This is a genomic window from Zestomonas ipomoeae (assembly GCF_057128665.1).
On sequence record NZ_JBSKHQ010000025.1, the window covers coordinates 45,455 to 70,862 of the forward strand.

Annotated in this window: 22 protein-coding genes and 1 pseudogene; 9 read left to right on the plus strand and 14 right to left on the minus strand. The window is 64.7% G+C overall.

Annotation, left to right across the window (positions count from 1 at the left end):
* Positions 1 to 91 precede the first annotated feature (91 nt).
* On the plus strand, positions 92 to 1,642 hold the full coding sequence (locus tag ACWKV7_RS21425; protein ID WP_483859734.1) for a YdgA family protein: 1,551 nt from the start codon (positions 92 to 94) through the stop codon (positions 1,640 to 1,642).
* Between the two features lie 72 nt (positions 1,643 to 1,714).
* On the opposite strand, the gene ACWKV7_RS21430 is transcribed toward ACWKV7_RS21425, so the two are convergent.
* A complete protein-coding gene (locus ACWKV7_RS21430) occupies positions 1,715 to 2,635 on the minus strand; it encodes a LysR family transcriptional regulator (RefSeq protein WP_483859735.1) in 921 nt (306 codons plus the stop codon).
* Between the two features lie 109 nt (positions 2,636 to 2,744).
* Here ACWKV7_RS21430 and ACWKV7_RS21435 point away from each other — a divergent pair, with 109 nt between their 5' ends.
* Positions 2,745 to 3,476 carry an SDR family NAD(P)-dependent oxidoreductase gene (locus ACWKV7_RS21435; protein ID WP_483859736.1) on the plus strand — a complete coding sequence of 244 codons (732 nt, stop codon included), beginning with the start codon at positions 2,745 to 2,747 and terminating at the stop codon, positions 3,474 to 3,476.
* Positions 3,477 to 3,518: 42 nt separating this feature from the next.
* The gene (locus ACWKV7_RS21440; protein WP_483859737.1) at positions 3,519 to 3,731 is read left to right on the plus strand and encodes a tautomerase family protein; all 213 of its coding nucleotides are present in this window, start codon (positions 3,519 to 3,521) and stop codon (positions 3,729 to 3,731) included.
* A gap of 28 nt (positions 3,732 to 3,759) precedes the next feature.
* On the opposite strand, the gene ACWKV7_RS21445 is transcribed toward ACWKV7_RS21440, so the two are convergent.
* Positions 3,760 to 4,674, minus strand: a complete 915-nt coding sequence (locus ACWKV7_RS21445) for an AraC family transcriptional regulator (protein WP_483859738.1) — start codon at positions 4,672 to 4,674, stop codon at positions 3,760 to 3,762.
* Positions 4,675 to 4,968: 294 nt separating this feature from the next.
* On the opposite strand from ACWKV7_RS21445, the gene ACWKV7_RS21450 reads away from it, so the two are divergent.
* Positions 4,969 to 5,277, plus strand: coding sequence for an antibiotic biosynthesis monooxygenase (locus ACWKV7_RS21450; RefSeq protein ID WP_483859739.1), 309 nt, complete (start codon positions 4,969 to 4,971; stop codon positions 5,275 to 5,277).
* 176 nt (positions 5,278 to 5,453) lie between these two features.
* On the opposite strand, the gene ACWKV7_RS21455 is transcribed toward ACWKV7_RS21450, so the two are convergent.
* The 9 genes from ACWKV7_RS21455 to ACWKV7_RS21495 form a co-directional block, all read right to left on the minus strand.
* Positions 5,454 to 6,839: a S28 family serine protease gene (locus ACWKV7_RS21455; protein ID WP_483859740.1), complete on the minus strand. Its 1,386-nt coding sequence runs from the start codon at positions 6,837 to 6,839 to the stop codon at positions 5,454 to 5,456.
* Between the two features lie 390 nt (positions 6,840 to 7,229).
* Entirely contained in the window at positions 7,230 to 7,481 is a 252-nt protein-coding gene (locus ACWKV7_RS21460; protein WP_483859741.1) for a hypothetical protein, read from the minus strand.
* Positions 7,482 to 7,630: 149 nt separating this feature from the next.
* Positions 7,631 to 8,104 (minus strand): tetratricopeptide repeat protein, encoded by a 474-nt coding sequence (locus ACWKV7_RS21465; RefSeq protein WP_483859742.1) that lies wholly within the window; start codon positions 8,102 to 8,104, stop codon positions 7,631 to 7,633.
* A gap of 39 nt (positions 8,105 to 8,143) precedes the next feature.
* Complete coding sequence (locus tag ACWKV7_RS21470; RefSeq protein ID WP_483859743.1) at positions 8,144 to 8,665, minus strand: demethoxyubiquinone hydroxylase family protein; 522 nt, start codon at positions 8,663 to 8,665, stop codon at positions 8,144 to 8,146.
* Between the two features lie 61 nt (positions 8,666 to 8,726).
* Positions 8,727 to 9,566, minus strand: coding sequence for an alpha/beta hydrolase (locus ACWKV7_RS21475; protein WP_483859744.1), 840 nt, complete (start codon positions 9,564 to 9,566; stop codon positions 8,727 to 8,729).
* 87 nt (positions 9,567 to 9,653) lie between these two features.
* The gene (locus ACWKV7_RS21480; protein WP_483859745.1) at positions 9,654 to 10,022 is read right to left on the minus strand and encodes a cupin domain-containing protein; all 369 of its coding nucleotides are present in this window, start codon (positions 10,020 to 10,022) and stop codon (positions 9,654 to 9,656) included.
* A gap of 42 nt (positions 10,023 to 10,064) precedes the next feature.
* Positions 10,065 to 10,904 carry an AraC family transcriptional regulator gene (locus ACWKV7_RS21485; RefSeq protein ID WP_483859746.1) on the minus strand — a complete coding sequence of 280 codons (840 nt, stop codon included), beginning with the start codon at positions 10,902 to 10,904 and terminating at the stop codon, positions 10,065 to 10,067.
* A 29-nt stretch (positions 10,905 to 10,933) separates the two neighbouring features.
* Positions 10,934 to 13,252 (minus strand): ATP-dependent DNA helicase, encoded by a 2,319-nt coding sequence (locus ACWKV7_RS21490; RefSeq protein WP_483859747.1) that lies wholly within the window; start codon positions 13,250 to 13,252, stop codon positions 10,934 to 10,936.
* Positions 13,249 to 14,889, minus strand: coding sequence for a VRR-NUC domain-containing protein (locus ACWKV7_RS21495; protein WP_483859748.1), 1,641 nt, complete (start codon positions 14,887 to 14,889; stop codon positions 13,249 to 13,251). The genes ACWKV7_RS21490 and ACWKV7_RS21495 overlap by 4 nt, the downstream gene beginning before the upstream one ends.
* A 416-nt stretch (positions 14,890 to 15,305) precedes the next feature.
* Here ACWKV7_RS21495 and ACWKV7_RS21500 point away from each other — a divergent pair, with 416 nt between their 5' ends.
* Genes ACWKV7_RS21500 through ACWKV7_RS21510 form a run of 3 tightly spaced genes read left to right on the plus strand, consistent with a single transcriptional unit; the run spans position 15,306 to position 17,265 of the window.
* Positions 15,306 to 16,427 (plus strand): beta-ketoacyl-ACP synthase III, encoded by a 1,122-nt coding sequence (locus ACWKV7_RS21500; protein WP_483859749.1) that lies wholly within the window; start codon positions 15,306 to 15,308, stop codon positions 16,425 to 16,427.
* Positions 16,427 to 17,038, plus strand: a complete 612-nt coding sequence (locus ACWKV7_RS21505; RefSeq protein ID WP_483859750.1) for an RNA polymerase sigma factor — start codon at positions 16,427 to 16,429, stop codon at positions 17,036 to 17,038. The genes ACWKV7_RS21500 and ACWKV7_RS21505 overlap by 1 nt, the downstream gene beginning before the upstream one ends.
* On the plus strand, positions 17,032 to 17,265 hold the full coding sequence (locus ACWKV7_RS21510) for an anti-sigma factor family protein (RefSeq protein WP_483859751.1): 234 nt from the start codon (positions 17,032 to 17,034) through the stop codon (positions 17,263 to 17,265). Before ACWKV7_RS21505 ends, ACWKV7_RS21510 begins: the two co-directional genes overlap by 7 nt.
* Before the next feature lie 144 nt (positions 17,266 to 17,409).
* Here ACWKV7_RS21510 and ACWKV7_RS21515 read toward each other — a convergent pair.
* Positions 17,410 to 19,443, minus strand: a pseudogene (locus ACWKV7_RS21515) (hypothetical protein); the annotation flags it as partial.
* 476 nt (positions 19,444 to 19,919) lie between these two features.
* Between ACWKV7_RS21515 and ACWKV7_RS21520 the strand changes: the two are divergent.
* On the plus strand, positions 19,920 to 21,248 hold the full coding sequence (locus ACWKV7_RS21520) for a spinster family MFS transporter (RefSeq protein ID WP_483859752.1): 1,329 nt from the start codon (positions 19,920 to 19,922) through the stop codon (positions 21,246 to 21,248).
* 168 nt (positions 21,249 to 21,416) lie between these two features.
* Positions 21,417 to 23,372, plus strand: coding sequence for an HD domain-containing phosphohydrolase (locus tag ACWKV7_RS21525; RefSeq protein WP_483859753.1), 1,956 nt, complete (start codon positions 21,417 to 21,419; stop codon positions 23,370 to 23,372).
* Here ACWKV7_RS21525 and ACWKV7_RS21530 read toward each other — a convergent pair.
* Positions 23,369 to 24,622 carry an MgtC/SapB family protein gene (locus ACWKV7_RS21530; RefSeq protein ID WP_483859755.1) on the minus strand — a complete coding sequence of 418 codons (1,254 nt, stop codon included), beginning with the start codon at positions 24,620 to 24,622 and terminating at the stop codon, positions 23,369 to 23,371. The two genes, ACWKV7_RS21525 and ACWKV7_RS21530, sit on opposite strands and share 4 nt — an antisense overlap.
* Before the next feature lie 318 nt (positions 24,623 to 24,940).
* On the minus strand, positions 24,941 to 25,279 hold the full coding sequence (locus tag ACWKV7_RS21535; RefSeq protein WP_483859754.1) for a tyrosine-type recombinase/integrase: 339 nt from the start codon (positions 25,277 to 25,279) through the stop codon (positions 24,941 to 24,943).
* Positions 25,280 to 25,408 lie beyond the last annotated feature (129 nt).

The window sequence follows — 25,408 nt, forward strand, 5'->3', positions numbered from 1 at the left end:
GGCGACGCACGTGGCCGAAGCCAGGTGGCGCGGGCCTGGTCGCCCCCACCCAATCCCCTTTCCAACATCGGAAGTTATCGAGTCTTTCTCTATGAAAAAATCAGTAGGAATCGCTGCCGGCGTGATCGTCGTGGCGGGCGCCGTGTCGACCGTTGGTGCCTGGTATACCGGCAAGCAGCTCAAGGACGTCCTCAACCACTCGCTGGCCGAGGCCAACGAACAGCTGGCCACCGCCACGCTGGGCTCCGGCATGAACATCACCGTCGAGCTGGATTCGCTGGAGCAGCGCCTGTTCACCAGTACCGCGCGCTACCGCCTGAAAGTCGATGGCCAGCTTGGCGAAAGGCCTCTGGACAACGTCGAGTTCACCGTGCTGGACGAGATCGAGCATGGCCCGTTCCCGCTGTCGCGCCTCAAGCGCTTCAAGCTGATGCCGGTCATGGTGGCCAGCCAGTTCCAGCTGGAAGAGACCCCGGCCCTGAGCGCCTGGTTCGCCGCTGCCAAGGGTCAGGCACCGCTCTACGGCAACGTCGCCGTCGGCTACAACGAGGACGTGGACGGCACCATCAGCCTGCGCCCGCTGGATTTCGCGCCGGACGAGAACAGCCACCTGACGTTCTCCGGCATGGACCTGAACGTCCAGGCCGAGGACAAGGGCAGCTCCGTCCAGGTCAGCGGCGGTGCCGACGAGCTGACGTTCAAGGCCAATCCCGCCAGCGGCAACGCGATCAACCTGCGTATCCAGGGCCTGACCCTCGACAGCGAGCAAGCCAAGGGCGAGTCCGGTCTGTTCCTCGGTAACGAGCAGTACGGCATCAAGCGCATCGAGTTCAACGCCGAAGGCCAGCCGACCTTCGCCCTGAACGACATCGTGCAGCGCGGCACCAGCAGCGAAGCCAACCAGCGGGTAAGCGCGCGTACGGTCGGCGAGATCGGCAGCCTGACCCTGGACGACAAGGTCATCGGCAGCAGCGAGCTGGTGTTCAGCGTCGACAACCTGGACGCCACTGCCATCCAGCCGCTGGCCGACCTGTACACCAGCATCCTCTCCCGCAACCAGGCCGCCGAGGATCTGCAGGCGCTGGACATCAGCGACGAGGAAAAGGACAAGATGCTCGCGCTGGTCAACACCTTGCTGGCGGCCAAGCCGTCGCTGGCGCTGGAGAAACTCTCCTTCAAGACCGCCAGTGGCGAGAGCAGCTTCAGCCTCAAGCTGACCCTGGACAAGCCGGAGTCCTTCGAGCAGGCGCCGGACGCGATGGTCAAGCAGATCCTCAGCCAGCTGCAGGCCAACCTGCAGGTTTCCAAGCCGATGATCCGCGACCTTTCCGTGCTGGTCGCCCAGCTCAAGGATGGCGCCGACCAGGCCCAGGCCGAAATGCAGGCCGGCATGATGGCGGAAATGGCCGGCGGCCTGGCGGTGGCCAGCGGCATGGCGACGGTGGAAGGCGACAACATCCTTTCCAGCCTGCAGTACGCCGACAACCAGGTGGACTTCAATGGCAAGAAGATGGCGCCCGAAGAGTTCGCCATGCTGGTCGTCGGCAGCGCCATGGGCATGGGTGCCGGTGCGGCCCAGCCGTCGGCGGACTACGACATGCCGGATGACGCGCAACTGGACGACGAAGCCGACCAGGAATAATCGAGCCGCGTGAACAAGGAGCCCGCCCCTCGCACGAGGGGCGGGCTTTTTCATGGCTGGCCGTTGGCGCGCTCAGTCGTTCCAGGCCCGGCTCGCCGACATCAGGAAATCGACAAAGACCCGCACCCGGATCGGAATGTGCCGGCCATGGGGATAGAGCAGGTTGAATGGCCGCGAGCGTCCTCGGTAGGGTTGCAGCACCTCTGTCAGCCGGCCCTCGGCGAGATCTTCCTCGACGATGAAGCGATAGGTCTGGAACAGCCCGGCGGCGCTCTTTGCCAGCGTCACCCCACCGAGTACGTCGTCCGCACAGCTGTAGCTGCCCTCCGTGAGTATTTCCCGGTCATTGCCGTTTTCTCGGAACAGCCAGGTGATATGCCGGCCGTTGCTCGGCAGTTCGAACTGAATGCATTCATGGCGATGCAGATCGTCCGGGGTCGTCGGCGTGCCCGCCCGTTGCAGATAGGCCGGTGCGGCCACCAGCACCAGGTCGGCGTCCTCCAGGAGCCGGACGATCATTCCGGAATCCGGCTGGGCACGCACGCGGATCGCCAGGTCGTAGCCTTCGTCGACGAAATCGATATTGCGGTTGCTCAGGTGCACCTCCACCTTCACGCCGGGATAGCGTTCGCGAAAGGACGGCAGCAGCGGCAGGATGCGGTAGTGCCCGTAGGTGGTCGAGACGCTGATGCGCAGCGTGCCGGCCGCTTCGAGTTGCTGGCCGGTGACCTCGCGCTCGGCCTCGACCAGTTGGCTCAACGCCTGCCGGCATTGCTCGAAATAGCCCCGGCCGCCGTCGGTCAGGCGGATATGCCGGGTCGTGCGGACGAACAGTCGAACCCCCAGGCGCGCTTCCAGGCGCGAGACCGAGCGGCTGACCGCCGCCGGCGTCACTCCGGCGATCGCCGCCGCCGCGGTGAAGCTGCCCTGTTCCGCCGCCAGGCAGAACAGTTCAATGCTGCCTAGCTGAATGTCGTCGAACTGCCGCTGCATTGATTACACCATGTATCAACTGAAGTGAGTGACGGCTAATTTATTCGCTCTCGACGCATGAATACAGTTCGCCTCACCGCCGATACGGCAGATTTCGAGGAGAACCAACATGCACAACCAGACCGTAGTGATCACCGGCGCCTCCAGCGGCATTGGCCTGGCCCTGGCCGAGGCCTACCTGGAGCGCGGTTGCAACGTAGTGGGCAATGCCCGCGACCCGCAGCGCCTCCAGGCGGCGGCCGAGCAACTTGGGCATTCGCCGCGCTTTCTCGGCGTGGCCGGGGATATCGGCGATCCGGCGACCTCTGTGGCGCTTTTCCAACGTGCCATCGAGCGCTTCGGCCAGGTGGATGTCCTGGTCAACAACGCCGGCATATTCATCGCCAAACCTTTCACCGAATACAGCGTCGAGGATCTGGAGCGGCTGATCGAGACCAACCTCAAGGGTGTGGTCTATGCCTCCCAGGCCGCCGCCAGGCATATGGTGCCGCGACGGAGCGGGCATATCGTCAACGTCACCGCGAGCATTGCCCTGCAACCGCTGCTGAATGTGCCAGCGGTGCTGCCGGTACTGATCAAGGGCGGTATCAACCAGGCGACCCGTGCCCTGGCGCTGGAGCTGTCGCCGCACAATGTCCAGGTTTGCGCCGTGGCGCCGGGCATCGTCGATACGCCGATGTACAGCCCTGGCGATCATGCCTTTCTGAATACCCTGCAGCCGGCCGGACGCATGGCCAAGGCCAGCGACATCGCCGATGCCGTGCTCTATCTCACCAGCGCCACGTTCGCCACCGGCGTCGTGCTGCCGGTGGATGGCGGCATGAGCGCCGGCAGGTGGTAGCCACCCCTTCTTCACCCCAGCGAAAACATCAGGAGAACCGCAATGCCCTTCGTCAACGTACGTATCACCAAGGATGGCGTGACCCGCGAGCAGAAAGCCCAGGTCATCGCTGAAATCACCGAAACCCTGCAACGGGTGCTGAACAAGGACCCGGCGCTGACCCATATCGTCATCGAGGAGGTGGATACCGACAACTGGGGATTCGCCGGCCAGACCACCACCGAGTACCGCCGCCAGCGGGCGGCGCAAGGCTGAAGGGGAGGGCACGCCGACCGGCGTGCCCTCAACCGACGCTGCGCAGCCGCTCCAGATCGCGCAGCGGCGGGGCGCCGAACAGCCGGCTGTATTCGCGACTGAACTGCGAGGGGCTGTCGTAGCCCACGCGGTGGCCGGCGGTGCTGGCATTCAAGCCTTCCAGCATCAGCCGGCGCGCCTCCTGCAGGCGCAGGTGCTTCTGGTATTGCAACGGGCTCATGCTGGTCACCGCCTTGAAGCGATGGTGCAATGCCGACGGGCTGAGCCGTGCCACCTGGGCCAGTTCATCGATGCGCAAGGGCTGGCCATAGTGCTCGTTGAGCCATTCGATGGCGCGGTTGATTCGATGCGTCTGGCTGTCCACCCGGGCGATTTCCAGCAGCCGGTGGCCTTGCTTGTCCAGCAGCCGATAGAAGATCTCCTGGATCGCCAGCGGCGCCAGCACGCCGATGTCCCGTGGTGTGTCCAGCAGGCGCATCAACCGAAGTACGGCATCCAGCAGCGAGGTATCCAGGCGCTCTACATACAGCGCGCGTTCGGCCGGCCGGCTCGGCACCGCCAGCGGGCCGGCGTCGGCGATCAGCTTGGCCAACTGCTGCGGGTCGACATCCAGGCGCAGGCACAGGTAGGGCAGCTCCGGCGAAGCCTCGATCACCCGCCCGCGCACCGGCAGGGTGACCGATACCACCAGGTAATGCAGCGGGTCGTAGCGGTAGTGCTGCTCGTTCAGCCAGACATCCTTGTGGCCCTGGGCGATGATGCACAGCGCCGGCTTGTGCACGCCGTGCTGGATCTCGGTGGGCGTGTCGCAACGCACCAGCGACAGCGGCCCGATGGCGGTCTGGTGCACGCCTTCGCCCGGGGCCTGACGCAGGATCAGCGCCGCCAGCTCGGCCTGGGCCTGCCTGAGCGTGTCGATGGGAAGGGAGTCGAGCGCTGCCATGCCGGGAGCTGCCTGTATCGATAGTTGCGCAGAGCTTACTCCGCTCCCGCCTGCGCGGAGCCAGATCGGTCGAGCAAATGGCAGGATCGTGCAATCGCAGGGGAGAAATAGGCAATCCAGCAGCCGGAAGGCTTGCGCAGTATCGGCTGGGCCTGGTGGGTTTTCACGGTGCCATGCAGGATCGTGCAAGGTCGTGGCAGGAACCGCCTAACGCCGCGGAGCGCCGGTTGCGTACCGTTGCAGCAACGGCACCACCCCGATGCCGGGTCCGTTCTCGTCCAAGGAGCCTGCGCCATGAGCCGCGAACAACCGATCGTCAGCCACCTGCGCATTCGTCCCCATCCCCAACGGGAAGAAGCCCTCGACGCGCGCCTCGGCCAGTTACTGCAGCGCACCCGCCAAGCCAGGGGCTGCCGGGCCAGTTCGTTGGAGCGCCTGCCCGCGCCCGACGATCACTGGCTGCTCAGAGGGCTTTGGCAGTCCGAGCGGGAATTCCGAGCCTACTGCGAGGCCGCTTCGCAACGGGACTTCGCGCCCTTGCTTGGCAGCGGGCTGGTGCGCGAGATGGGCTTTGCGCTGCTGCCCGGCGACCTCGAGGCATAGCCCTGCACCGATTCCGGGCCAGGCCTCGAAGGTTGGGCTTCGTACCTCAACTCAACCTACGACTGCGCACGGGCGGTAGCTTGGCGCTGAGCGAAGCCCAACGGGGAGCGCATAGCACCGCCCAGCAAAAAGCCCCGGCGGGCAGAGGGCACGTCGGGGCTTTGCCTGTCGCTTTTTTATAGCGGCCGGCGGATCAACTCTTCAGCCGCTTCTGCCGAACCAGTCTCCTGCTTCAGCATCATGGGCGGCACGCTCGGCTTCACGCCGGTCCATTGTTCCAGCATGGCGAAGGCCAGCTCCTGCTCCGCTCCGCTGAGGGCGAGGATGTTGGAGCCATGGTTGCCACCGGGAATCATGAACTTCTTGGTGCTGCGCCGGTAGGAATCCGGTAGGAAGAACGCGGCGGCGGTCCAGGGGTCGATGTCGCCGTAGATCATCATCACGTTCTTGCTCTGCAGGCCGACGAACTTGGCCACGTCCCACATCGCCAGCTTGTCGAACGGCTGGCTCGGCCACTCGCTGACGTAGGCGCTGTAGTCGTTCGGGTCGTACTTCAGCAGGCCGCGCAGGTGCTGGGTGAGCAGGCGCGGGTAACCCAGCTGGGTGATCGCCTGGTAGAAGTACGGCTCGTACTGCTCGATGCCCTCGTCGGTGACGAAGGTCAGCGGGCCCCAGGCGAGCATGAAGTCGAACAGTTCCTGATCGCTCGCGGCGGTGCTCGGAATGGTGTCGCAGTTATCCAGCGAGCCGTATTGGAAGAACTGGAAATACAGCTCGCCAATGGTCAGGTCCAGCACGCGGTCCAGGCCGCCTTCCAGGTTGAACTGCAGGTCGTTTTCCTGCGCGTAGCTCTGGATGTAGGCCTTCATGGTTTCCCGGCGCTTCAGCACCTCTTGCTGATAGGCCTTCAGGTCAGCACGGCAGGACTCCGGGCCGACATGGTTCTGGAAGGTCACGTAGCGGCGGTCCAGCCGACCGAAGCTCTGCGGCGCCACATCGGCCACGGTGCCGTCCACGTCGTCCGGATAGAAGCGGCGGTGATACATGGCGGTCATGCCGCCCTTGCTGGCGCCGTTGGATACCCACTTGCCGCTGTAGAACGGACGGATGGCCTCGACGATGCGGTGATGATCGGTCGCTGCCTGCTTGATGGTCAGGTACTGCCAGTCCAGCGGGTCGGGCCGCGATTCAGCGAAATAACGGTGCTCCACCTTCAACTGGCTGGCGCCGAGCACGCGGGTCAGCGGATAGCGGTAGGTGCTGACGGCAATGTCGTAGCCATTGGTGGACAGCACCATCGGCGCCTCGGTGGACTTGTGCAGCAGCACCATGCGCTGTTTGAAGGTACCCATCGCCGGGTTCTCGTGATCCACCGGCTGCTCGTAGCGCAGCAGGAAGTAGCGATAGCCCTCGGGCGGATTGTTCAGTTCCTGCGCTTCCATACCCGGTACGGATTGCAGGTACGCGAGAATGTCCTGCCCCTGCTTGGCATAGCCGAAGCCGGAATAGAGCAGGGCAATGAAGAATGCAAACAACAACGAATGCGGTAATTTTCTTGTCATGTCCGTTGTAGCCTCTGATCGGTAAGGTCCATTCCCAGGCGCGAAACAGCATGCTTAAACAGATACCAGCGCGATAAGTCGCGCTCTTGCAAAGTGGCTAATTGCTATTGGCTGACAACAATCATCCAAGCCGATCCATGCCCGGCACTATTGTTAGGTGAGTGACTGAGAGTGTCTGGGTTGCCATCGTCCTTCAGCGAAGCGATGGGGGATGGACCCAGGTGGTCGTCGGAAGTTTCCCCGCCGTCGACCGCCATGTCGGGGGCTGAAGTAATTGTCGCAAATCTAACTTTTTATCAATGACAGGGTATCAATTGAGGGTAATAGCGCTGGATCGCGCCCTGAACGATTGAGCACTGGGTTATCGGAAGCCCGCAGGCTTGGCGCTGCTCACAGGGCCGGATCGTCAGGGGGGACCGGCTTTAGGCGTGGCGTCAGCAAGACCAGCAAGATGGGCAAGAAGATCAGCGCCGCCAGAAACTTCCAGATCGGTTTTTCCCGGTGCCAAAGTTTCAGGGCGATAAAGCCGCAAGCAACTTGCAGGCAATAGCCAAGCACTCCCGCCCCGGTTATCAGGAACAGCGTGCCGAAACTACCGAGCAATAAAAGCCCGGCGCTGAGGTGCAGCTTGTTGTTATCCATGGTGTGGGTGAGGCCTATCCTTGAATTGTCAATGTCCCACTGGTAGCGATCTATTGGGCTTCGAAAGGGCTCCAGGGGCGGGAATACTTCCAGATTGGATAAGTTGAGAGCGGTGAAACGTGGCCGTTCCCTGCATTGGCGGTATATGCCTATTTCGGGCTTGAGTCCGTGAGCGCGCCTAGTAGCTGACGTGCTTCTTCGATTTCGGCCGCGCACACGTTTGGGCTGGTAATCACCTTTTCCAGAGACTCCATGGTCTTTGCCCGTTCCTTGACGGTCACCATGTAGAGCTTTGCCAGTTCGAGCGCGCCGCTGTCGTCTCCTGCATCCAGCGCCTTTTCAAACCACTGCTTGGCCTGGCGCATGTCGCCTTTGATCCTGTAGGAAATTCCGATGTTGAGCAGGGCGCTGGCATCTCCACCGGCGATGGCCTTCAGTTCCCACTCGATCGCTTTGTCGTAGTCGCAACGCACGCCTTCACCGCAGGTATACATGGAGGCCACGCGCGTCATGCATGCGGTATCGCCCTTTTGCGCCGCGTCCATGAACGTTGCGAAAGCGCCGACGAGGTCGCCCTTCTCGTAGAGTGCATCGCCCGCCAAAAACAATTCCTGGGTATCCATGGTGTGCTCCTTTCTTTTGCCCGGTGAATCCATTGGCTGCTACAGCCGCCTGGACAGCCATATGGCAAGCGTGGTGCTCGACGTAACGAGCATCCATATCAGTCGGTAGGCGCCGGCAGACCCGCCCCCTTGTCCAAGCGCATGGGCGAGATGGCATTGCTCATCCTGCTCGATGGCTTGAACGGCCTGCAAGGCAAGCGGGTCATGCCGTTTCAGGAAGGTGATCTGTGCCTGAAGGTGCAGGCAGACCGTGTGCTCGACCGCTGCGGTGCAGGCCCAGATGGCTCTGGGGCCCAGCAATGCGGTGGCCAGTCCGAGCACGGTGCCGCCCCAGCTCCAGAGCCTCAGCGCATGGCAAGTGCGGGCGTTTCGGCTGGCGAGTGCTGCTTCGAAAATCTCCAGGTGCGATTGCTCGTGGGCGAGCATTGCCTCCAGCGCCGGGACCTCCTTCGGCCATAGGCGCCTGGCAATGGCGATCTGGGATCGGTAGATGCTCACCGCACCGCGTTCGCCAGCATGGTCGACCCGCAGGATGCGTTCGACTTCGAGCGTAATGGACATCGGTTACCTATGGGCCAGGCGCGTTCAGGTTGGGTTTCAGGGCGATCAGCATGCATGCGCTCTACAGGCTCTCGGCGATGAACGCGCCCAGCCTGCGCTCGTAGGCGTCGCCGGCAAAGCGGTGCATATCCACATGCCCTGCGCCTTCGACGATCCACAGCGACTTCGGGGTTGGTGCCGAATCGTACATGGCCTTGGTTTCGGAAGGGGGAGTGCTTCTGTCGACGCCGCCGCCGATGATCAGCACAGGGCATTGCACCCGGGCGATGGCTTCAAGGGGGCGGAGCTCGGAAAGCGGGATGCCGATGCGCAAGGGAATCTGCTCGTACAGCAGCGGCGACAGTGCTCGGCCAAGAATACCCAGCCGAGTCTGCAGACGATTGGCGACTGCATCTTCAATGGCGGGATAGACCGATTCGAGCACCAGCGCCTCCACCGCGAGCGGCCCGTCGCCCAGAAGGGCGGCAGCGCCGCCGAGCGATTGGCCGATGGCGACAATCTTCGAGCAGCCCCTGACCTCTCTCAGGTACGCCACCCCATTGGCAGCGTCCTTGGATTCCCGGTAGCCAAAGGTTATGCGTTCGCCCCCGGTTTCACCGTGGGCCTGCATATCGATCAGCAGGGAGGAAATGCCTTGCCGTTTCAGGTACTCGGCGCGTGCCTCCATGCTGGTCCGGTTGGCGCGTATCCCGTGAAGCAGCAATGCACAGCGCTCGCCTGGCCGTGCCTCGACGAACCATCCGCGGGTGCGTCCGTACGCCATCCCCTCAGCCTCCATTTTCGGCGCCGGTAACGCCTGGTTCGCTGTGCGTGTCAGGCGTTCGCCCATCAACCAGGCGAATGCAAGCCCGGACGCCAGCAAAATCAACAACCCCAGGAGGCTTCGTTGCGGTACGGACACGTGGATGGACCAGGCAGGGATGGGGGCGCAAGTCTAGAGCAAGCGCTGCATCGCCGACATGGCCCGTTCAGGCGCGTGGCGAGCAGGTCAGATCCATACATCGTTCCGCGCCGTGCGCTCGCCGCCTTGCTCGCCGGTATTCAGCACCCCACGCGGTTCGATCAGCATGATGTGCACCTCGTGCTCGGCATAGGGCTTGTGCTCTACACCCTTGGGCACCACGAAGAGTTCGCCGGGGCCGAGGTGGACGGCACCGTCGTGGAAGTCGATGCGCAGATTGCCGCTGAGTACGAGGAAGGTTTCGTCGGTGTCGGCGTGGCTGTGCCAGATGAAATCGCCTTCGATCTTCGCCAGTTTGAACTGGTAGTCGTTCATCTCGGCGATGACCCTCGGCTGCCAGCGCTCGTGGATGAGGTCGAGCTTGCCGCTGAGGTTGATCGCTTGGTAGTCGGTCATGGCTGTGCTCCTGGCTATGGATGGGGCAAGCCTAGCCAGCCATCAGCCGGGCTGTCTTGAACGATCCTGCGCGGAGCCAAGCATGCGCAGCCAGCGCGCCGGGGAAATGCCGAAGGTCTTGCCGAACTGCCGGGTCATGTGGCTCTGGTCGGCGAAGCCGGTGAGGGCAGCGGTGTCGGCGAGACTGCGGCCCGCGGCGAGGAGCTGCTTCACCCGGTCGAGCCGGCGCATGGTCAGGTAACGGTAGGGGCTGGTGCCGAACAGCTCGCGAAAGTCCCGCGACAATCGCCAGCGATCCCGGCCACTGGCCTGTTCCAGCTCGGCCAGCGACAGGCTGCGATCGAGCGCGCCGTGGATGTATTCGCGGGCGCGTTCCGCCGCGCGGTAGTCCAGGCCCTGGCGCTGCCTGCGTGCGCCGGCGGCGGCGTCGAGGGCGATGGCCAGGTCGAACAGGGCGTCGTCTTCGGCCAGCGGATCGCCCTGTTCGTCCATGCTGTCGAGCAGGGCGCGGGTGGCCTGGTGCAGGCGCGGGTCGTGGGATAGGCCGTCCTGGACGTAGGGCAGCGGCTTGCCGCCGAGGATGCGCTGGATCATCGCCGGCTCGACGTAGGCGATGCGGTAGTGAAAGCCGGCGTCGGTGCCGGCGTGGCCGTCATGCAGTTCGTCCGGGTGCAGCACCATGGTGTGCCCCGGCTGGCTGTGGCGCATGCTGCGCCGATAGTGAAAGCTCTGCACGCCGGAGAGGGTCTGGCCGATGGCGTAGGTGTCGTGGCGGTGGGGGTGGAAGGCGTGGCCACGGAAGAAGGCTTCGATGCGTTCGAGGCGGGCCGACTCCGGGGTGCGGCGAATCCAGTCGGTGGTGAAGTCGGGGGTGTCGTGCATCGCCGCGTCCTCGCTGTGGGGGATCGACGTTAGAGCAGGGCCGGCTGGCTGTCCAGCGATGGGACAGCGCTATCGCCGGGGGACAGGCGGCAGCGCCCGACCTCCCACCAGGTGGGCAGCAGCCGGCGCACGGCGGGCTGGGCGAAGCGGTCGTCCATCAGGTAGACGACGCCCCGGTCATCCTGGGTGCGGATCACCCGGCCGGCGGCCTGCACCACTTTCTGCAGGCCGGGGTAGAGGTAGGTGTAGTCGTAGCCGTTGCCGAACATGGCGTGCATGCGCTGTTTGATTGCTTCGTTGATCGGATTGATCTGCGGCAGGCCGAGGGTGGCGACGAAGGCGCCGATCAGCCGTTCGCCGGGCAGGTCGATGCCTTCCCCGAAGGCGCCGCCGAGCACGGCGAAGCCGATACCCCGACCACCGGCGCAAAAGCGGTCGAGGAACACCTGGCGCTGGGTTTCGTCCATCTGCCGCGACTGCACCCACACCGGGACCTGCGGGTGCTGGCGCACGAAGCACTCCAGTACCTGCTGCAGGTAGTCGTAGCTGCTGAAGAAGGCCAGGTAGTTGCCCGGTCGCTCGGCGAACTGCCGGGCCATCAGCGCGCTGATCGGCACCAGCGAGCGGGCGCGGTGCTGGTAGCGGGTGGACAGGTTACTCACCGCCTGCACTTGCAGTTGCTCGGCGCTGAACGGCGAGTCCACGTCGAGCCAGGGCGTGCCTGGCGGCAGGCCGAGCAGGTCGGCGTAGTAGTTCGCCGGGCTCAGGGTGGCGGAAAACAGCGTGGTGCTGTGGGCCGCCTCGAAGCGCGGGGCAAGGAAGGGCGCCGGCACCACGTTGCGCAGGCACAGGGTGGATAGCGCGCGTCCGCGTGTGCCGATGTGACGGCTGATATCGAACAGCGAATGCGGGCCGAAGGCTTCGGCCAGGCGGCAGAACAGCAGGGCGTCGAGGTAGAAGCGCAGCAGGTCGGCATCGTTGCCGGTGGGCTGGTCGGTCAGATGGTCGGTGATGGCGCTGACCGCCTTCTGCAGCGCAGCGATGAACAGATCCGGCGCAGTGGGATAGATCTGGTAGGGCGTCGCCTGATCCTTGTGCAACTGGTTCCAATGGCGATTGACCCGCTCCAGTGTGCTCTTCACTCCAGCCGGTGCGGTCTTGCGCAGCACCTGCAGGCTGCCCTGGCCGAGTTCGGCGGTGTACATCTTGCGTCCGCGTTCCACCAGGTTGTGGGCCTCGTCCACCAGCAGCGCCACGCGCCAGTCGTTGAGCACGGTGAGGCTGTAGAGCAGGGCGCTCATGTCGAAGTAGTAGTTGTAGTCGCACACCACCACGTCGGCCCAGCGGCTGAGTTCCTGGCTCAGGTAGTAGGGGCAGACCTGGTGGGCGAGGGCGGCCTCGCGCACGCGGGCCTGGTCCAGCCAGGCGCCGTCGAGCGCAGCCTGGCGGGCGGCGGGCAGGCGGTCGTAGAAGCCCTTGGCCAGGGGGCAGGAGTCGCCGTGGCAGGCCTTGTCCGGATGCTCGCAGGCTTTGTCCCGCGCGACGTGCTCGAGCACGCGCAGGGGCATTGCCTCCTGTTGCCCGCGCAAGGTGCCCAGCGCTTCCAGCGCCAGCCGCCGCCCGGGTGTCTTGGCGGTGAGGAAGAACAGGCGGTCCAGCTGCTGGCCCGGCATCGCCTTGAGCTGCGGAAACAGCGTGCCGATGGTCTTGCCGATGCCGGTGGGGGCCTGGGCCATCAGGCTGTGGCCGGCCCGCGCGGCGCGGTAGACCGCTTCCGACAGTTGGCGCTGGCCATGGCGAAAGCCGGCGTGGGGAAAGCGCAGTGCGCCCAGCGCCTGGTCGCGCGCGATGCGGTGCTGCGCTTCGCGTTCGGCCCAGGCGATGAAGCGCCGGCAGTGCAGTTCGAAGAAGGCTCGTAGTTCCTCGGCGGCATAGGACTGGCGGAATGGCGTCTCCTTCTGGCTGACGACGTTGAAGTAGACGACCGCCAGGTCGATGCGCTCCAGGCCCCGTTCGGCGCAGAGCAACCAGCCGTAGACCTTGGCCTGGGCCCAGTGCAGTTGCCGGTGGTTGTCCGGAATGCGGGAGATGTCGCCGCGATGGGTCTTGATCTCTTCCAGCCGGTTGGCGACCGGGTCGTAGCCATCCGCCCGGCCGCGCACCAGCAGGTTCCGATATTCGCCTTCCAGCGGCAGTTCGGCCAGGTATCCGTCGCCACGCCGAGACACCACGGTGGCGTGGCCGGCGATGCCTTCCTGGGGCGTCGGGGCCGGGGTGAAGCGCAGGTCGAGGTCGCCTGCCTTGGCGGTGAATTCGCAGAGCGCGCGCACGGCGACCCGATAGCTCATGCGTCCGCCCACTGCACGTAGCAGACGTCCACCGGCATGCCGTGCTCGGCGCAGAACGCCAGCCAGCGCCGCTGGTTGTCCTGCAGGCGGTCGCCGGGGCCTTTCACTTCGATCATGCGGTAGCGCCGCTCGGCCGGCCAGAACTGGATCAGGTCGGGCATGCCGGCGCGGTTGGCCGGGATGTCGGCGAGCAGGCGCTGGAACCAAGCCTTCAGGTGCGCCGCCGGCAGGCAGGCCAGCGCCTGGTCGAGCAACTCCTCGGTGAGCAGGCTCCAGAACACGAACGGCGACTGGAGGCCGAACTTCTCCGCGTAGGTGTGACGGATGGCGATCTGGTAGGCATCGCTGTCGAGCTGTGCCAGGCAGGCGGCGAACAGGTCGGCGCGGCGATGATGGAAGTCGGCCCGCAGCAGGTCCACCGGGCCGACATGGAAGGGGTGGAAGAAGGCACCGGGCAGCGGGGCGAAGATCGCCTGCCAGCAGAGCAGGCCGAACAGGCTGCAGATCAGTGTGTTTTCCACATAGTGCACCGGCGCTTGCGCAGTGCTCAGGTGCAACTGTACGCATTGTTCGACGCTGAGCCCGTGCGGACGCGGCAGGCAGAGGTCGATGCGCCCCGCCGGCGGAGCGCTCCGGCGCGTGCCCTTGGCCAGGCCGAGCTGACGGTTCAGCCGTGTCAGGGCGCGGTCGATCAACTGCGCTTCGGCATCGCTTTCCGGATCGTCTGCCGCTTGCCGGGCCAGGGCATGGGCTTCGGCCAAGCGCCCGGCACGCTCCAGCACGCGCACCTGGCGTGCCCGAGCGCCGGGATAGCCGCTGGCCTGGTAGACGGCGAGTGCGTTGTCCAGATCCGCCTCGCGCTCCAGTTGTTGGCCGATCAGATACAGCAGCTTGGCGCGGCGCTCGGCGAGATGGGGGTTGTCGCTGCGCAGCGGACCGATCTGCTCCAGCACTTCGGCGATTGGCTCTCCGGCCTCGAAATTGTCCCGGCAGCGCCGCAGATGCAGGTAGGCATCCACGTCCCCGCGACAGCGAAAGCCGCGGGATTCGGCAGTCAGCGGTACGTTCTCGTAGCGGAAGATGCCGAGGTCGGCGAGCACGAACTCCGACCAGTCCTGGTGCAGGTTGCCGAAGAACATCAGCCGCAGGCGCTCGCACAGCTCGGCGATGGCCAGGGAATACAGCGGATCGTCGAGCCCGGGGCACCATTGGGCGAAACGGAGCGGCTCGGGGAAGTGCGGGTCGAGCAGCTCCCGTAGCTCGGGTTTCTTCAGGCCGGCTCTCACGGGGTGGTCGCTGAAGCGGGTGAGGATCTCATCCTTGCGCAGCAGGGCGAACAGCTCGTCCAGCGACAGGACGGCCGTGTCCACCACCCAGCCTTCGGCCAGCAGAGGCTCGGCGGCACGGCGCGGGCAGCCGATCTCTTCATAGGCCAGCTTGCTGGCACGAAAATGCGGACCCTTGCGCATGATCATGCGCACCAGCAGCGCCTGGGCGGGAGTCTCCAGCTGCGCGAACCGATCGAGGAATGCCCGCTCGACGTCCAGCAGCAGGTCGCCATAGCGTTCGCCGAGCCAGGCGAGTGCCTTGTGAAAGTTCGTCAGGTAGTAGAAGCGGGGATCGGGCTGGAACGACATGAGGGTGCGCTGGAGTACTGTTCGTTTATACAGATATCAGTGCCGGCGGCGACAGGCAATGGCCAGCGGATGGACGGGACGGGCGCGCCACGGCGAAGCATGCGCGGAGCGTTGATGGTGGAGCCGTTCATCGGCCGGGTTCTGGTGGCCGGCTCCCTGGCTGTTCGGCCCGCCAACGGGATAATGGCCATCTGCCGGATGCCAACCGGTAGGCATCTTTTTCAGCGAGTGGCCCGGTTGTCGCCGGGGCGTCCATCGGACGGCGGACGCGGCCTGCCTGGCTGTGGCAAACTCTGCGGTTTACGGGGCCTTGCCCCCTTTGCTTGGGCAGAAGCAGAACATGTGCCTGTGGCTCGCAGCCAGAGGTTTTGCACATCACAAGCCGCCTCAGAGCGGCCGTCTAGAGAGGAACGACCGTGCACAACGCAGTTATCAGTGGCACCGGCCTGTATACCCCGGCGAACAGCATCTCCAACGAAGAACTGGTCGCTTCTTTCAATGCCTATGTTCAGCAATTCAATGCCGACAACGCCGAGGCCATCGCCCGCGGCGAAGTCGAAGCGCTGACCGAGTCCAGCGCCGCCTTCATCGAGAAGGCCTCCGGCATCAAGAGCCGCTTCGTCATCGACAAGGACGGCATCCTCGATCCGCAGCGCATGGTGCCGCGCATTCCCGAGCGCTCCAACGACGAGTGGGGCATCCTCTGCGAAATGTCCGTGGCTGCCGCCAAACAGGCGCTGGAGCGCGCCGGTCGCACCGTGGCGGATATCGACGGGGTGATCGTCGCCTGTTCCAACCTGCAGCGCGCCTACCCGGCGGTGGCCATCGAAGTGCAGGCCGCCCTCGGCATCCAGGGTTTCGGCTACGACATGAACGTCGCCTGTTCCTCCGCCACCTTCGGCCTGCAAGCGGCCACCAACATGGTGCAACTGGGCCAGGCCCGCGCGGTACTGATGCTCAACCCGGAGATCTGCACCGGCCACCTGAACTTCCGCGACCGCGACAGCCACTTCATCTTCGGCGACGCCTGCACCGCGGTGGTCGTCGAGCGCGCCGACCAGGCCACCTCGCCCTACCAGTTCGAGATTCTCGGCACCAAACTGCTGACCCAGTTCTCCAACAACATTCGCAACAACTTCGGCTTCCTCAACCGCGCCGCGGAAGAGGGCATCGGCACGCGCGACAAGCTGTTCGTGCAGGAAGGCCGCAAGGTCTTTCGCGATGTCTGCCCGATGGTCGCCGAGCTGATCGCCAGCCACCTGGCGGAGCACGCCATCGACATCGGCGAGATCAAGCGTTTCTGGCTGCACCAGGCCAACCTCAACATGAACCTGCTGATCGCGCGCAAGCTGCTCGGTCGCGACGCCGAGCCCCACGAGGCGCCGGTGATCCTCGATACCTATGCCAATACCAGCTCCGCCGGCTCGGTGATCGCGCTGCACAAGTACCAGGACGACCTGCCCAGCGGCTCCCTCGGCGTGCTCAGCTCCTTCGGTGCCGGGTATTCCATCGGCAGCGTCATTCTGCGCAAACGCTGATGAGCCAGCCTGCCGATGCCGATCTGCTGCCGCGCCTGCTGGCCGGCGAGCAGCGGGCGTTCCGCGAGCTGGTCGGCGCCTACCAGGGCGCCATGCGCGCGGTGGCCTATGCGATCGTCGGCAGCCGCAATGCCGACGAAGTGGTGCAGGATGCCTGGCTCGCCGTGGTGCGCAGCCTGGACGGCTTCCAGGGACGCTCCAGCCTGAAGACCTGGCTGCTGACCATCACCGCCAACACCGCCAAGACCCGCCTCAAGAGCAATCGCCGCGAGGTGCTGATGGACGACCTGCCGGCCCCCCATGGCACCGTCGGCGACGAGCGCTTCGCCGCCGATGGCCACTGGCTGGTCGCGCCCTTCGCCTGGCATGAGGACACGCCTGACGCCCTGCTCACCGAAGAGGAGCTGCGCGAGTGCCTGGAGAAGACCCTGGCCAGCCTCTCCGACCTGCAAGGCAGCGTGCTGACGCTGCGTGAGCGCCAGGGACTGGAAATGGAAGAGATCTGTAATCTTTTGGACATCTCCCTCTCCAATGTGCGTGTGCTGCTGCATCGAGCGCGCCTGAAGGTCTTTGCCACCCTGGAGCATTTCGAGGAGACCGGCCAATGCTGAATTGTAAGGAGCTGGTCGCGCGATCGAGCGACTACCTCGACCGCCAGATGAGCTTTCGCGAAAAGCTGGCGGTGCGTCGGCATCTGTTGCTGTGCAAGAACTGCCGCCGCTTCATCAAGCAAATGCACCTGACCCAGCAGGTGCTGCGCAAGCTGCCGGAAGGTGCCAGTCCCGAGCTTGAACGACTGGCCGAACGCCTGGCCGAGCAGCGTCGTTCCTCGCGATAGAACGTCCGGCCATGCTTCGCTGGCATGGCCCGTTCCCACTGGGATGCCGTGCTTTCACTCCAGGTCGATGTCGCCGAGCTTCAAATCATCCTTGCCATGGCGGGTGCGAGGGCGGTTGGGGCGTGATTCGGGCTTTTCCGGGCCATAGTTGTTCAGCGATATGACCTTGGTCTTGCCGATGCGGTGGCGGTAGATCTCGCGCAGGTACTTGATGGCCTTCTTCACGCTGTCGCGCGACAGGCGGATGTCGTTGATGGAGACGAACTTGTCCGGGTCGTGGATCAGCTCGCGGTACTTCTTCTCGTACATCGGCTTGATCGCGTACCAGTTGGTGTCGAGGATCTTCGCCGGGTTCTCGTGCTCGTTGAGCATCGCATCCACCCGCGCCTCGTCGAAGGTATCGGCAACGATGAAGTCCAATACCGCGCTGTCCAGGCTCTCGTCGTAGCGGTGCTCGTCTTTGGCGAAGCAGCGCTTGATGAAGGCCACGATCAGGGTCAGGAAATCGTCCGACAGGCACGGGCTCTTGACGATCAGAGTGGTCAGCGAAAGGTTCGCCGAGGCGCCGATCACCAGGGCATAGCGTTTCAGCGTGGTGTTGGGGAACAGGCTGTTGAGGTGGGTCTTGAGCCGGTTCAGGTCCATGTAGGAGAGCTTGTAGTCCTTCGGCAGCGAGACGATGGAGACCACTGACGAGCAGTTCTTGAAGAAGTGCAGGTCGCGCAGTTCGGCGGCATCGTAGCCGGACTTCTTGTAGCGCTCCAGGGCATTGCGGTAGCGCTGGGACTCGATCGGCAGCAGACTGATGCCCTCGATGGCCTGGGTGATCTTGTTGAAGTGCGGCAGGTCTATGGAGCGGAAGAACAGATCGTCGATGTTCAGCCGTGCCTGCTCCTTCTCCAGTACGCGGAACTTCTCCGAGGCCAGCGCGGCCTGCTCGGGCACCACGGATTCCGCATAGGCAACGGCGACCGGCCCGGCCAGGCTCATGAACAGGTCGTTGGCATCCAGGCGAATGGTTTCGCCGATGTCGATGCCGGCGCGGCGGAAGTAGTTCTGGTCGTAGTCGGTGGTCACCGCCTGGGCGGTGAGGATATTGAAGATCTGTTGGGAAATGTACTGGTTGGCGTGCCGCTCCATGGCGTTGACGTCGATGTTCTGGATGTTGCCGTCATCGGTTTCCTCGGCGTAGCGCATGATGTCGTTGGAAATCAGCATCATGGCGTTCCAGGGGCGGATGCGGCCCATCACGCTTTCGCTGCTCTCCTCGTTGTCGAAGTTGTAGGAGAAGTCCCACTCCTCGGCGAGGTACTTGCACAGCAGGCGCCCGGCGTTGATGTGCAGGGCCTCGGACATCTCGCTGCGCTGGTCGGAGATGTTCGGCAGGATGCAGATGCCGCTGGTGAAGATCGGTTCGAAGACGAAGGAGTGTCCGCGCTGTTCGTCGTCTTCGTGTGTCTGGTTGGGATCGAAGGTCTTGCTCATGTAGGCGAACTGCTGGGCCAGGCCGAATTCCGAGGCCATGCCCGAGCCGGTGCCGCCGCCGGCGCTGAAGATATAGAAGTACAGCCGCGACTGGTTGGCCTTGATGCCGCAGGAGTCGATCAGGTAGCTGTGGATGAACTTCCAGTCGGCATTGGAAAAGCGCCCGGTGTCCTTGTTGAGAATGATCTTGGCCAGGTACTGGCCGAGGATCGGCGCATTGCCTGCGCCGCCGGCATGCACCTCGGAGAGGTCCATGATCTTCATTTTGCTGTAGTCGCTGAGAAACCCGCTGGTCTCCCCCTTGCGCGAGAAGCGGATGCGGCCCTCGATGTCCTTGTCCAGGTCGCCGAGCATCACCAGCGGTTCGATGAGGAACACCGGTTTCACCGCCTTGTTGGCGGAAAGGAAGTTCTTGCGAATCCAGCGGGTCGGCCGATAGTCCGGCTCGGTGGAGGCGTTTTCCTCGGTGTTGAATTCGTTGAGATAGAACCGGCGCGCGTTGTAGACCAGAGAGGCCACGTCCAGCGCGATATTCGAGCCGCAGCGGCCGAGGCCGATCAGGCATACGGAGGGGAAGTGCTGGGCTCTGCGCTGCTCGGCGTCGTCATCGATGCCGGCAAGGGGAAAGACCATGTTGCGCAAGCCATCGAGGTTGTCGAGGATGCGCTCGATGTCACGCTCGGTGAAATACATGTGCTGTTCCGCGCTGTCGCCGTTCGTGACCAGGGCCTGCGCCTGGCGCGGCGCCTTGCTGCGGACGGGCTTGCCCGGCTCGGGCGTTTGCCGGGATGCGCTTTCGACTGCGGAGGCTTCGTCTATTCCAGTTTTCATGAGTGACATCCCCAAGGTCTCGAAGTGACCGCGCGGCGGTGCCCCGGGTGCCTTGGCGTCCGCTGTCGCAGCTGTCGTTTCACTCTAGCAAAGAATGGATTTTTCGCCGGTTCGCCGCATTTGCCTGCACGGAGCCGGGTTTTTCCAAGCGTGGCGGGTATGGGCTCGCCCACCGTGCCAGGGCGGCCGACCCGGCGCTGTCGGGAGCCCCAAGCGTGCGCTGTTACACAATATTCGCCCATACGCCGCAGACAGCCGCGGACGAAGGCTCTAGATTGCGGCCTTGGACTTCCGGCGCAGCGTTCGCCGGACAAGACGACAACACGAGATCGGACCTCATGCAGCAATCCATTCAAGCCGCCAATGCCTGGCGCGTGCTCTTCCTGCTCTTCCTCGCCAACCTGTTCAACTTCTTCGACCGCACCATCCCGGCCATCATCATCGAGCCGATCCGCCTGGAGTGGCAGCTCAGCGACCTGCAGATCGGCCTGATCGGCACGGCCTTCACCATCGTCTACGCCATCGCCGGGATTCCCCTCGGGCGCATGGCCGACAACGGCGCGCGGCGCAAGATCATGGGCTGGGGATTGACGGCCTGGAGCGGGCTCACTGCGCTGAACGGCATGGCGTGGAATTTCTGGAGCTTCCTGCTGATCCGCATGGGCGTCGGCATCGGCGAGGCCAGCTACGCGCCGGCGGCCAATTCGCTGATTGGCGATCTGTTTCCGGCCCACAAACGCTCGCGGGCGATGGGCATCTTCATGCTCGGGTTGCCGCTCGGCCTGCTGCTGGCGTTTTTCACCATCGGCGCGATGGTCAAGGCCTTCGACAGCTGGCGTGCGCCGTTCTTTCTCGCCGCCTTGCCGGGCCTGCTGCTGGCGCTGTTCATGTTCTTCATCAAGGAACCGGCCCGGGGCGCGGCGGAGACGGTGAAGGTGGCGCAGACGCCGGTAGACCGGCCGCTGCGCAAGGTGCTGGCGATCCGCACCTTCTGGTGGTTGATGATCGCCGGGCTGGCCTTCAACTTCGCCGCTTATGCCTGCAACTCGTTCATGGTGCCGATGCTGCAACGCTACTTCGCGCTGCCGTTGCAACAGGCGGCGATGGCCACCGGGGTGATCGTCGGCCTGACCGGCCTGGTGGGCCTGACCCTGGGCGGCTGGCTCGCCGACCGGGCGCACCAGAGGTCCGAGCGCGGGCGCCTGCTGCTCGGTGCCTTCAGCATGCTGGTAGCGGCCGGGGCCACCGGTTATGCACTGTTGCTCGGGCAGGTGGCAGTCGGCGTGTTCGTCGCCTTGTTCAGTGTCGGCTGGCTGTTTTCCTACAACTTCTATACCTGCGTTTACACGGCGATCCAGGACGTGGTCGAACCGCGCCTGCGGGCCACCGCCATGGCATTGTTCTTCGCCGGCCTCTACCTGCTCGGCGGTGGCCTGGGCCCGGTGGTGGTCGGGCTGCTGTCCGACCACTACGCCGAAGCGGCGCGCCTGGCCGCCGGCGCCACGCAGATGACCGAAGCCTTCAAGGCAGTGGGTTTGCACAGCGCCATGTTCCTGATTCCGCTGGCGCTGCTGCTGACCATGCTGGCCCTGGTCCAGGCCGCGCGCTGTTTCGGCCATGATGCCTTGCGCATGCGCGACGGCATGGCCGAGCCGGTGCCGGCCTAGGGCAAGTCGCGCCCCGCGCCCGGAGCGACGGGCGCGAGGTCAGGCTGGCGTGGGTGCTTCGTCCACGCGCCGGGCTACCGTTCGCGTCGGACGCGCGGCAGGCCGCTTCGCTGGTGCTGTGCAATACTGAATTGCTATCAGGTTCCCGGGCGCCCGGCCGGAGTGGTCATGAACTCAGTAGCCAGCTTTGTCGTCGGGCATAGCCCGAACTTCTCCTCACACCCCCTGTACGCCCGGCTGGCGAACGGCGACGCCGTGTTTCGCTGCCTTGCGGCTCCGGCCGAGAGCGAGGGTATCGATGTGTTGCTGGTGGACGCGGCCCTGCTGGATCGAGGTCCGCTGCCCCAATGGCAGGCCGGCGGAGCGACCCTGGTGGCCTTCGATACGCTCGAGGGGGTCCTGCCGCTGCCGGCCGCGGCGAGCGCCGAGGAACTGCAGGCGCTGCTCGCCTTCGCCGCCGACCAGCGACGGCTGCGGGACAAGACCGAGCGCCTGGCCGCGGCCCTGCAAAGCAAGGACGACGACCTGCGCCAACTGGTAGACGTGGGCTTGGCGCTGTCGGCGGAAAAGGACCTCAATCGCCTGCTGGACAAGATCCTCATCGAAGGCCGACGGCTGTCCAACAGCGACGCCGCCTCGCTGTTCCTGGTGGATGATCGGCAGCCGGACAACCCGCAGTTGGTGTTCAAGCTGACCCAGAACAGCTCGCTGTCCACCAACTTCCAGGAGCAGCGCATGCCGCTGACCCGCGCCTCCATCGCCGGCTACGTGGCGCTCACCAGTACCGAGCTGAATATCGCCGATGCCTATGCGATTCCCGCCGATGCGCCCTACAGCTTCAACCGCTCGTTCGACCTGCACATGGGCTACCGCACCATGTCGCTGCTGGCGATCCCGATGCTTAACCACCGGCATCAGGTGGTCGGCGTGCTGGAATTCATCAATCGCCAGCAGGCGCCGGGACAGCCGGGTGCAGGCGAGGTGATCGCCTTTGACGAGATCACCGCGGTGTCGCTGCGCGCGCTGGCCAGCCAGGCCGCTGTGGCCATCGAGAACCGCCAGTTGCTGGACGACATCAGCCACCTGTTCGACGGCTTCGTGCAGGCCTCGGTGTTCGCCATCGAGCAGCGCGACCCGACCTCCAGCGGCCACTCCTTCCGCGTTGCCGACCTGTGCATCGCCCTGGCCCGGCAACTGCCGCTGGCCCCGCAGTCTCACCTGCGCCGCGAGGCGCTGAACGAGGAGGGCCTGCGCGAGCTGCGCTACGCCGCCTTGCTGCACGACTTCGGCAAGGTCGGGGTGCGCGAGCATGTATTGACCAAGGGCAAGAAGCTGCCCGAGGTGGTGATCGACAACCTGCGCTACCGGGTTGCCCTGGGCAAGGAAAACCTGCGCAACCAGACCCTCAAACGCATGCTGTACGCCTATCGCCACCAGGGTGGCTTGAGCGACGAGCAGCGCCTGCAGATGGAGACCGAACTGGCCGCCGAATGCCAGCGGCTGGACCACTACCTGCAACAGATCCTGCAGGCCAACGAGCCGACCGTGCTCAGCGAAGGCAACTTCCAGCACTTGCAGGAGATCCAGGGGCAACTGGTCAAATCCCACGACGACCGTCTGGTCAGCCTGCTCTCCGAGCACGAATTCTGCGCGCTGGCCGTGCGTCGGGGCAGCCTGACGCCGGAGGAGCGCGCCGAGATCGAGCGGCATGTGGTGCACACCCGCGATTTCCTGCGGCTGATTCCGTGGACGCCCGGTCTGCAGCGCATCCCGCAGATCGCTGCGGCTCACCATGAGAAGCTCGATGGCAGCGGCTATCCGTCGGGGCTGGCGGGGGAAGAGATTCCCTATGCGTCGCGCATCATGACCGTGTGCGATATCTACGACGCGTTGACCGCCGCCGACCGGCCCTACAAGCCGGCCATGCCAGCCGAGCGTGCGCTCGACATCCTCCAGTCGGAGGTCAAGAGCGGCCTGCTCGACGCCGATCTGGTGCAGGTCTTCATCGACTCGCGCTGCTACCAGCAGGTGGCTCCGGCGCATCGTCCGCATCCGCAGACGACAGCGCACTTTCACCAGCATGTGTGTGACTACGAGCCGCCGGAGGCCGGCAGTGCGCATTAGGGACGGAGCAACAACATCGACGCGCCGGCCAGCAGGCCGCCCAGCATTACCGGCAGCGTGAGCAGCGCCAGCCGGCGCCCGCCGATCAGGGCGATCAGCACGCCCTTGATCAGGCTGTTGCTCAGGGCAGCGAGAAAGATCCCACGCGTCGCTACCTCGGCGGCCAGACCGTCATTGGCGTTGCGCGCCAGCGACAGGGTGATCGCATCCACATCGCTCAGGCCGGAGAGCAGCGAGACCAGATACACACCGGCTTCGCCGACAACGCGCTGGGCCGCTTCCACCAGAAACAGGATCAGCACCAGTAGTGCGGCGAAACGCAGCGCCGGCCCAAGTTCGAAGGGGTTTTTCAGCGGCGGCTCGGCGGCGGCCGTCGTTTCCCGGCCGGCGGCACGGAAGAACAACAGGGCGCCGCCGGCATAGACCAGCGCCGCCACGCCGAACGGCCACAGCAGTGGTGGCAGCAGTGGTGCATTGACCAGCCCGACTTCCAGCAGCACGCGTGGAAACATCAGCGCGGAAGTAGCCAGCAGCCCGGCAGCCAGCAGTGCATTCAGCCCGCGCTGCTCGTGCAGGCGGGCCAGCGTGAGAGTCATGGCGGTGGAGGAGACGATGCCGCCGAGCAGGGCGGTGAGCAACAGGCCATGGCGGGTGCCGACCAGACGGATCGTCACGTAGGCGGCGAAGCCGATGGCGGCGATCAGGACCACCATCCACCAGATCACGTAAGGATTGAATGCCTGCCAGGTGCCGAAGTCGTGGTTCGGCAGCACCGGCAGCAGCACCAGGGAAATGAACAGCAACTTCAGTGCACCGGACAGCTCGTTAGCGGAGAGCCGGCGCAGAGCGGCATGCAGGGGCTGTTTCAGGCTCAGCAGCAGGGCAATCACCACGGCACCGCCCGCGGCAATCGCGCGGTGATCGAACAGCGCCAGGCTGCCGAGGAGAAAGGTCAGCAGCATGGCGATTTCGCTGGTCATGCCCTGGTCACCGTCTTTCAGCAGGTCGCCCAGGTAACCGGCCACCACCAGGAGGCCGAGCACCATCAGCACCGCGATCCAGGCGGCGGCGCCGCAATGTTCGCCCATCCAGGCCGCCACGCCGCCGAGCAGGCCGACCAGACCGAAGGTGCGAATACCCGCCACCAGCTTGTTATCGTCCAGTTCCCGAGCGCTCCAGCCGCGTTCGGTGCCGATCAGCAAGCCTATGGCCAGGGCGGTGGCGAGGTTCAGCAGGAGGTCCGAGTCGATCGGCATGGCGGGTCCTTGGTGCCTGATTCATGCGCGAAACGGCGGATGAGCGGGCCGATCCGCCTGGCGGAGCATGGACACAGTTTAGTGGGGCAGCGTAGAGGGCGATTGCCGCGGATCAAGCCATCGCCATTTTCCGGGGGGGGGCCGGGGTGCGGCCTTGCTGTTTCACCTCGAGCGGGCCGGCCAGCCGAGCAGGCGTAAAAGGCAGTTGGGATCGAGGGGCCGAGTACTTGAAAGTTTCCGCCTGCAGCAGGGGCTGCCGGGCCTGTAGCGCTCGGTGCTGAACGGGTTGCAGGGAGGGACTGAAGCGACTGGCTAACCCAGAGGGCTCTGCACACCGGCAAAGGCCTGACCTAGTACATGGGTGTAAATCTGCGTAGTACGCACGTCGGCATGGCCCGGCAAGGTTTGCACCGTGCGGATATCACTGCCGCGGCGCAACAACTCGGTGGCAAAGCTGTAGCGGAACGTATGGCAGCCAGCCGGTTTATGAATGCCGGAGCGCCGCACCGCCTGTTTGACGGCCTTCTGAATGGAGCTGACGTGAGTGTGGTGGCGCACCACGGTGCCGTCTTCATCCGTGCACAAGCTAATGGAGGGGAATAGCCATTGCCACTCGAACGAACGCCCGGCATCAGAGTATTTGCGGCGCAAGGCAAAAGGCAGGCTAACCGGCGAGTGGTAAAAATTGTCCTGCTGCTTACAGGTGAATCGCCCCGGGTTTCGTGGAGGCTGTTTCGTTTAAGTCAGGCCGCCATGGCCTGACCTGCTTGTTGCCGGTGG

Coding starts and splice junctions, on each gene's coding strand:
- ACWKV7_RS21425 (WP_483859734.1), top strand. CDS start 92: ATGAAAAAATCAGTAGGAATCGCTGCCGGCGTGATCGTCGTGGCGGGC.
- ACWKV7_RS21430 (WP_483859735.1), bottom strand. CDS start 2,635: ATGCAGCGGCAGTTCGACGACATTCAGCTAGGCAGCATTGAACTGTTC.
- ACWKV7_RS21435 (WP_483859736.1), top strand. CDS start 2,745: ATGCACAACCAGACCGTAGTGATCACCGGCGCCTCCAGCGGCATTGGC.
- ACWKV7_RS21440 (WP_483859737.1), top strand. CDS start 3,519: ATGCCCTTCGTCAACGTACGTATCACCAAGGATGGCGTGACCCGCGAG.
- ACWKV7_RS21445 (WP_483859738.1), bottom strand. CDS start 4,674: ATGGCAGCGCTCGACTCCCTTCCCATCGACACGCTCAGGCAGGCCCAG.
- ACWKV7_RS21450 (WP_483859739.1), top strand. CDS start 4,969: ATGAGCCGCGAACAACCGATCGTCAGCCACCTGCGCATTCGTCCCCAT.
- ACWKV7_RS21455 (WP_483859740.1), bottom strand. CDS start 6,839: ATGACAAGAAAATTACCGCATTCGTTGTTGTTTGCATTCTTCATTGCC.
- ACWKV7_RS21460 (WP_483859741.1), bottom strand. CDS start 7,481: ATGGATAACAACAAGCTGCACCTCAGCGCCGGGCTTTTATTGCTCGGT.
- ACWKV7_RS21465 (WP_483859742.1), bottom strand. CDS start 8,104: ATGGATACCCAGGAATTGTTTTTGGCGGGCGATGCACTCTACGAGAAG.
- ACWKV7_RS21470 (WP_483859743.1), bottom strand. CDS start 8,665: ATGTCCATTACGCTCGAAGTCGAACGCATCCTGCGGGTCGACCATGCT.
- ACWKV7_RS21480 (WP_483859745.1), bottom strand. CDS start 10,022: ATGACCGACTACCAAGCGATCAACCTCAGCGGCAAGCTCGACCTCATC.
- ACWKV7_RS21485 (WP_483859746.1), bottom strand. CDS start 10,904: ATGCACGACACCCCCGACTTCACCACCGACTGGATTCGCCGCACCCCG.
- ACWKV7_RS21490 (WP_483859747.1), bottom strand. CDS start 13,252: ATGAGCTATCGGGTCGCCGTGCGCGCGCTCTGCGAATTCACCGCCAAG.
- ACWKV7_RS21495 (WP_483859748.1), bottom strand. CDS start 14,889: ATGTCGTTCCAGCCCGATCCCCGCTTCTACTACCTGACGAACTTTCAC.
- ACWKV7_RS21505 (WP_483859750.1), top strand. CDS start 16,427: ATGAGCCAGCCTGCCGATGCCGATCTGCTGCCGCGCCTGCTGGCCGGC.
- ACWKV7_RS21510 (WP_483859751.1), top strand. CDS start 17,032: ATGCTGAATTGTAAGGAGCTGGTCGCGCGATCGAGCGACTACCTCGAC.
- ACWKV7_RS21520 (WP_483859752.1), top strand. CDS start 19,920: ATGCAGCAATCCATTCAAGCCGCCAATGCCTGGCGCGTGCTCTTCCTG.
- ACWKV7_RS21525 (WP_483859753.1), top strand. CDS start 21,417: ATGAACTCAGTAGCCAGCTTTGTCGTCGGGCATAGCCCGAACTTCTCC.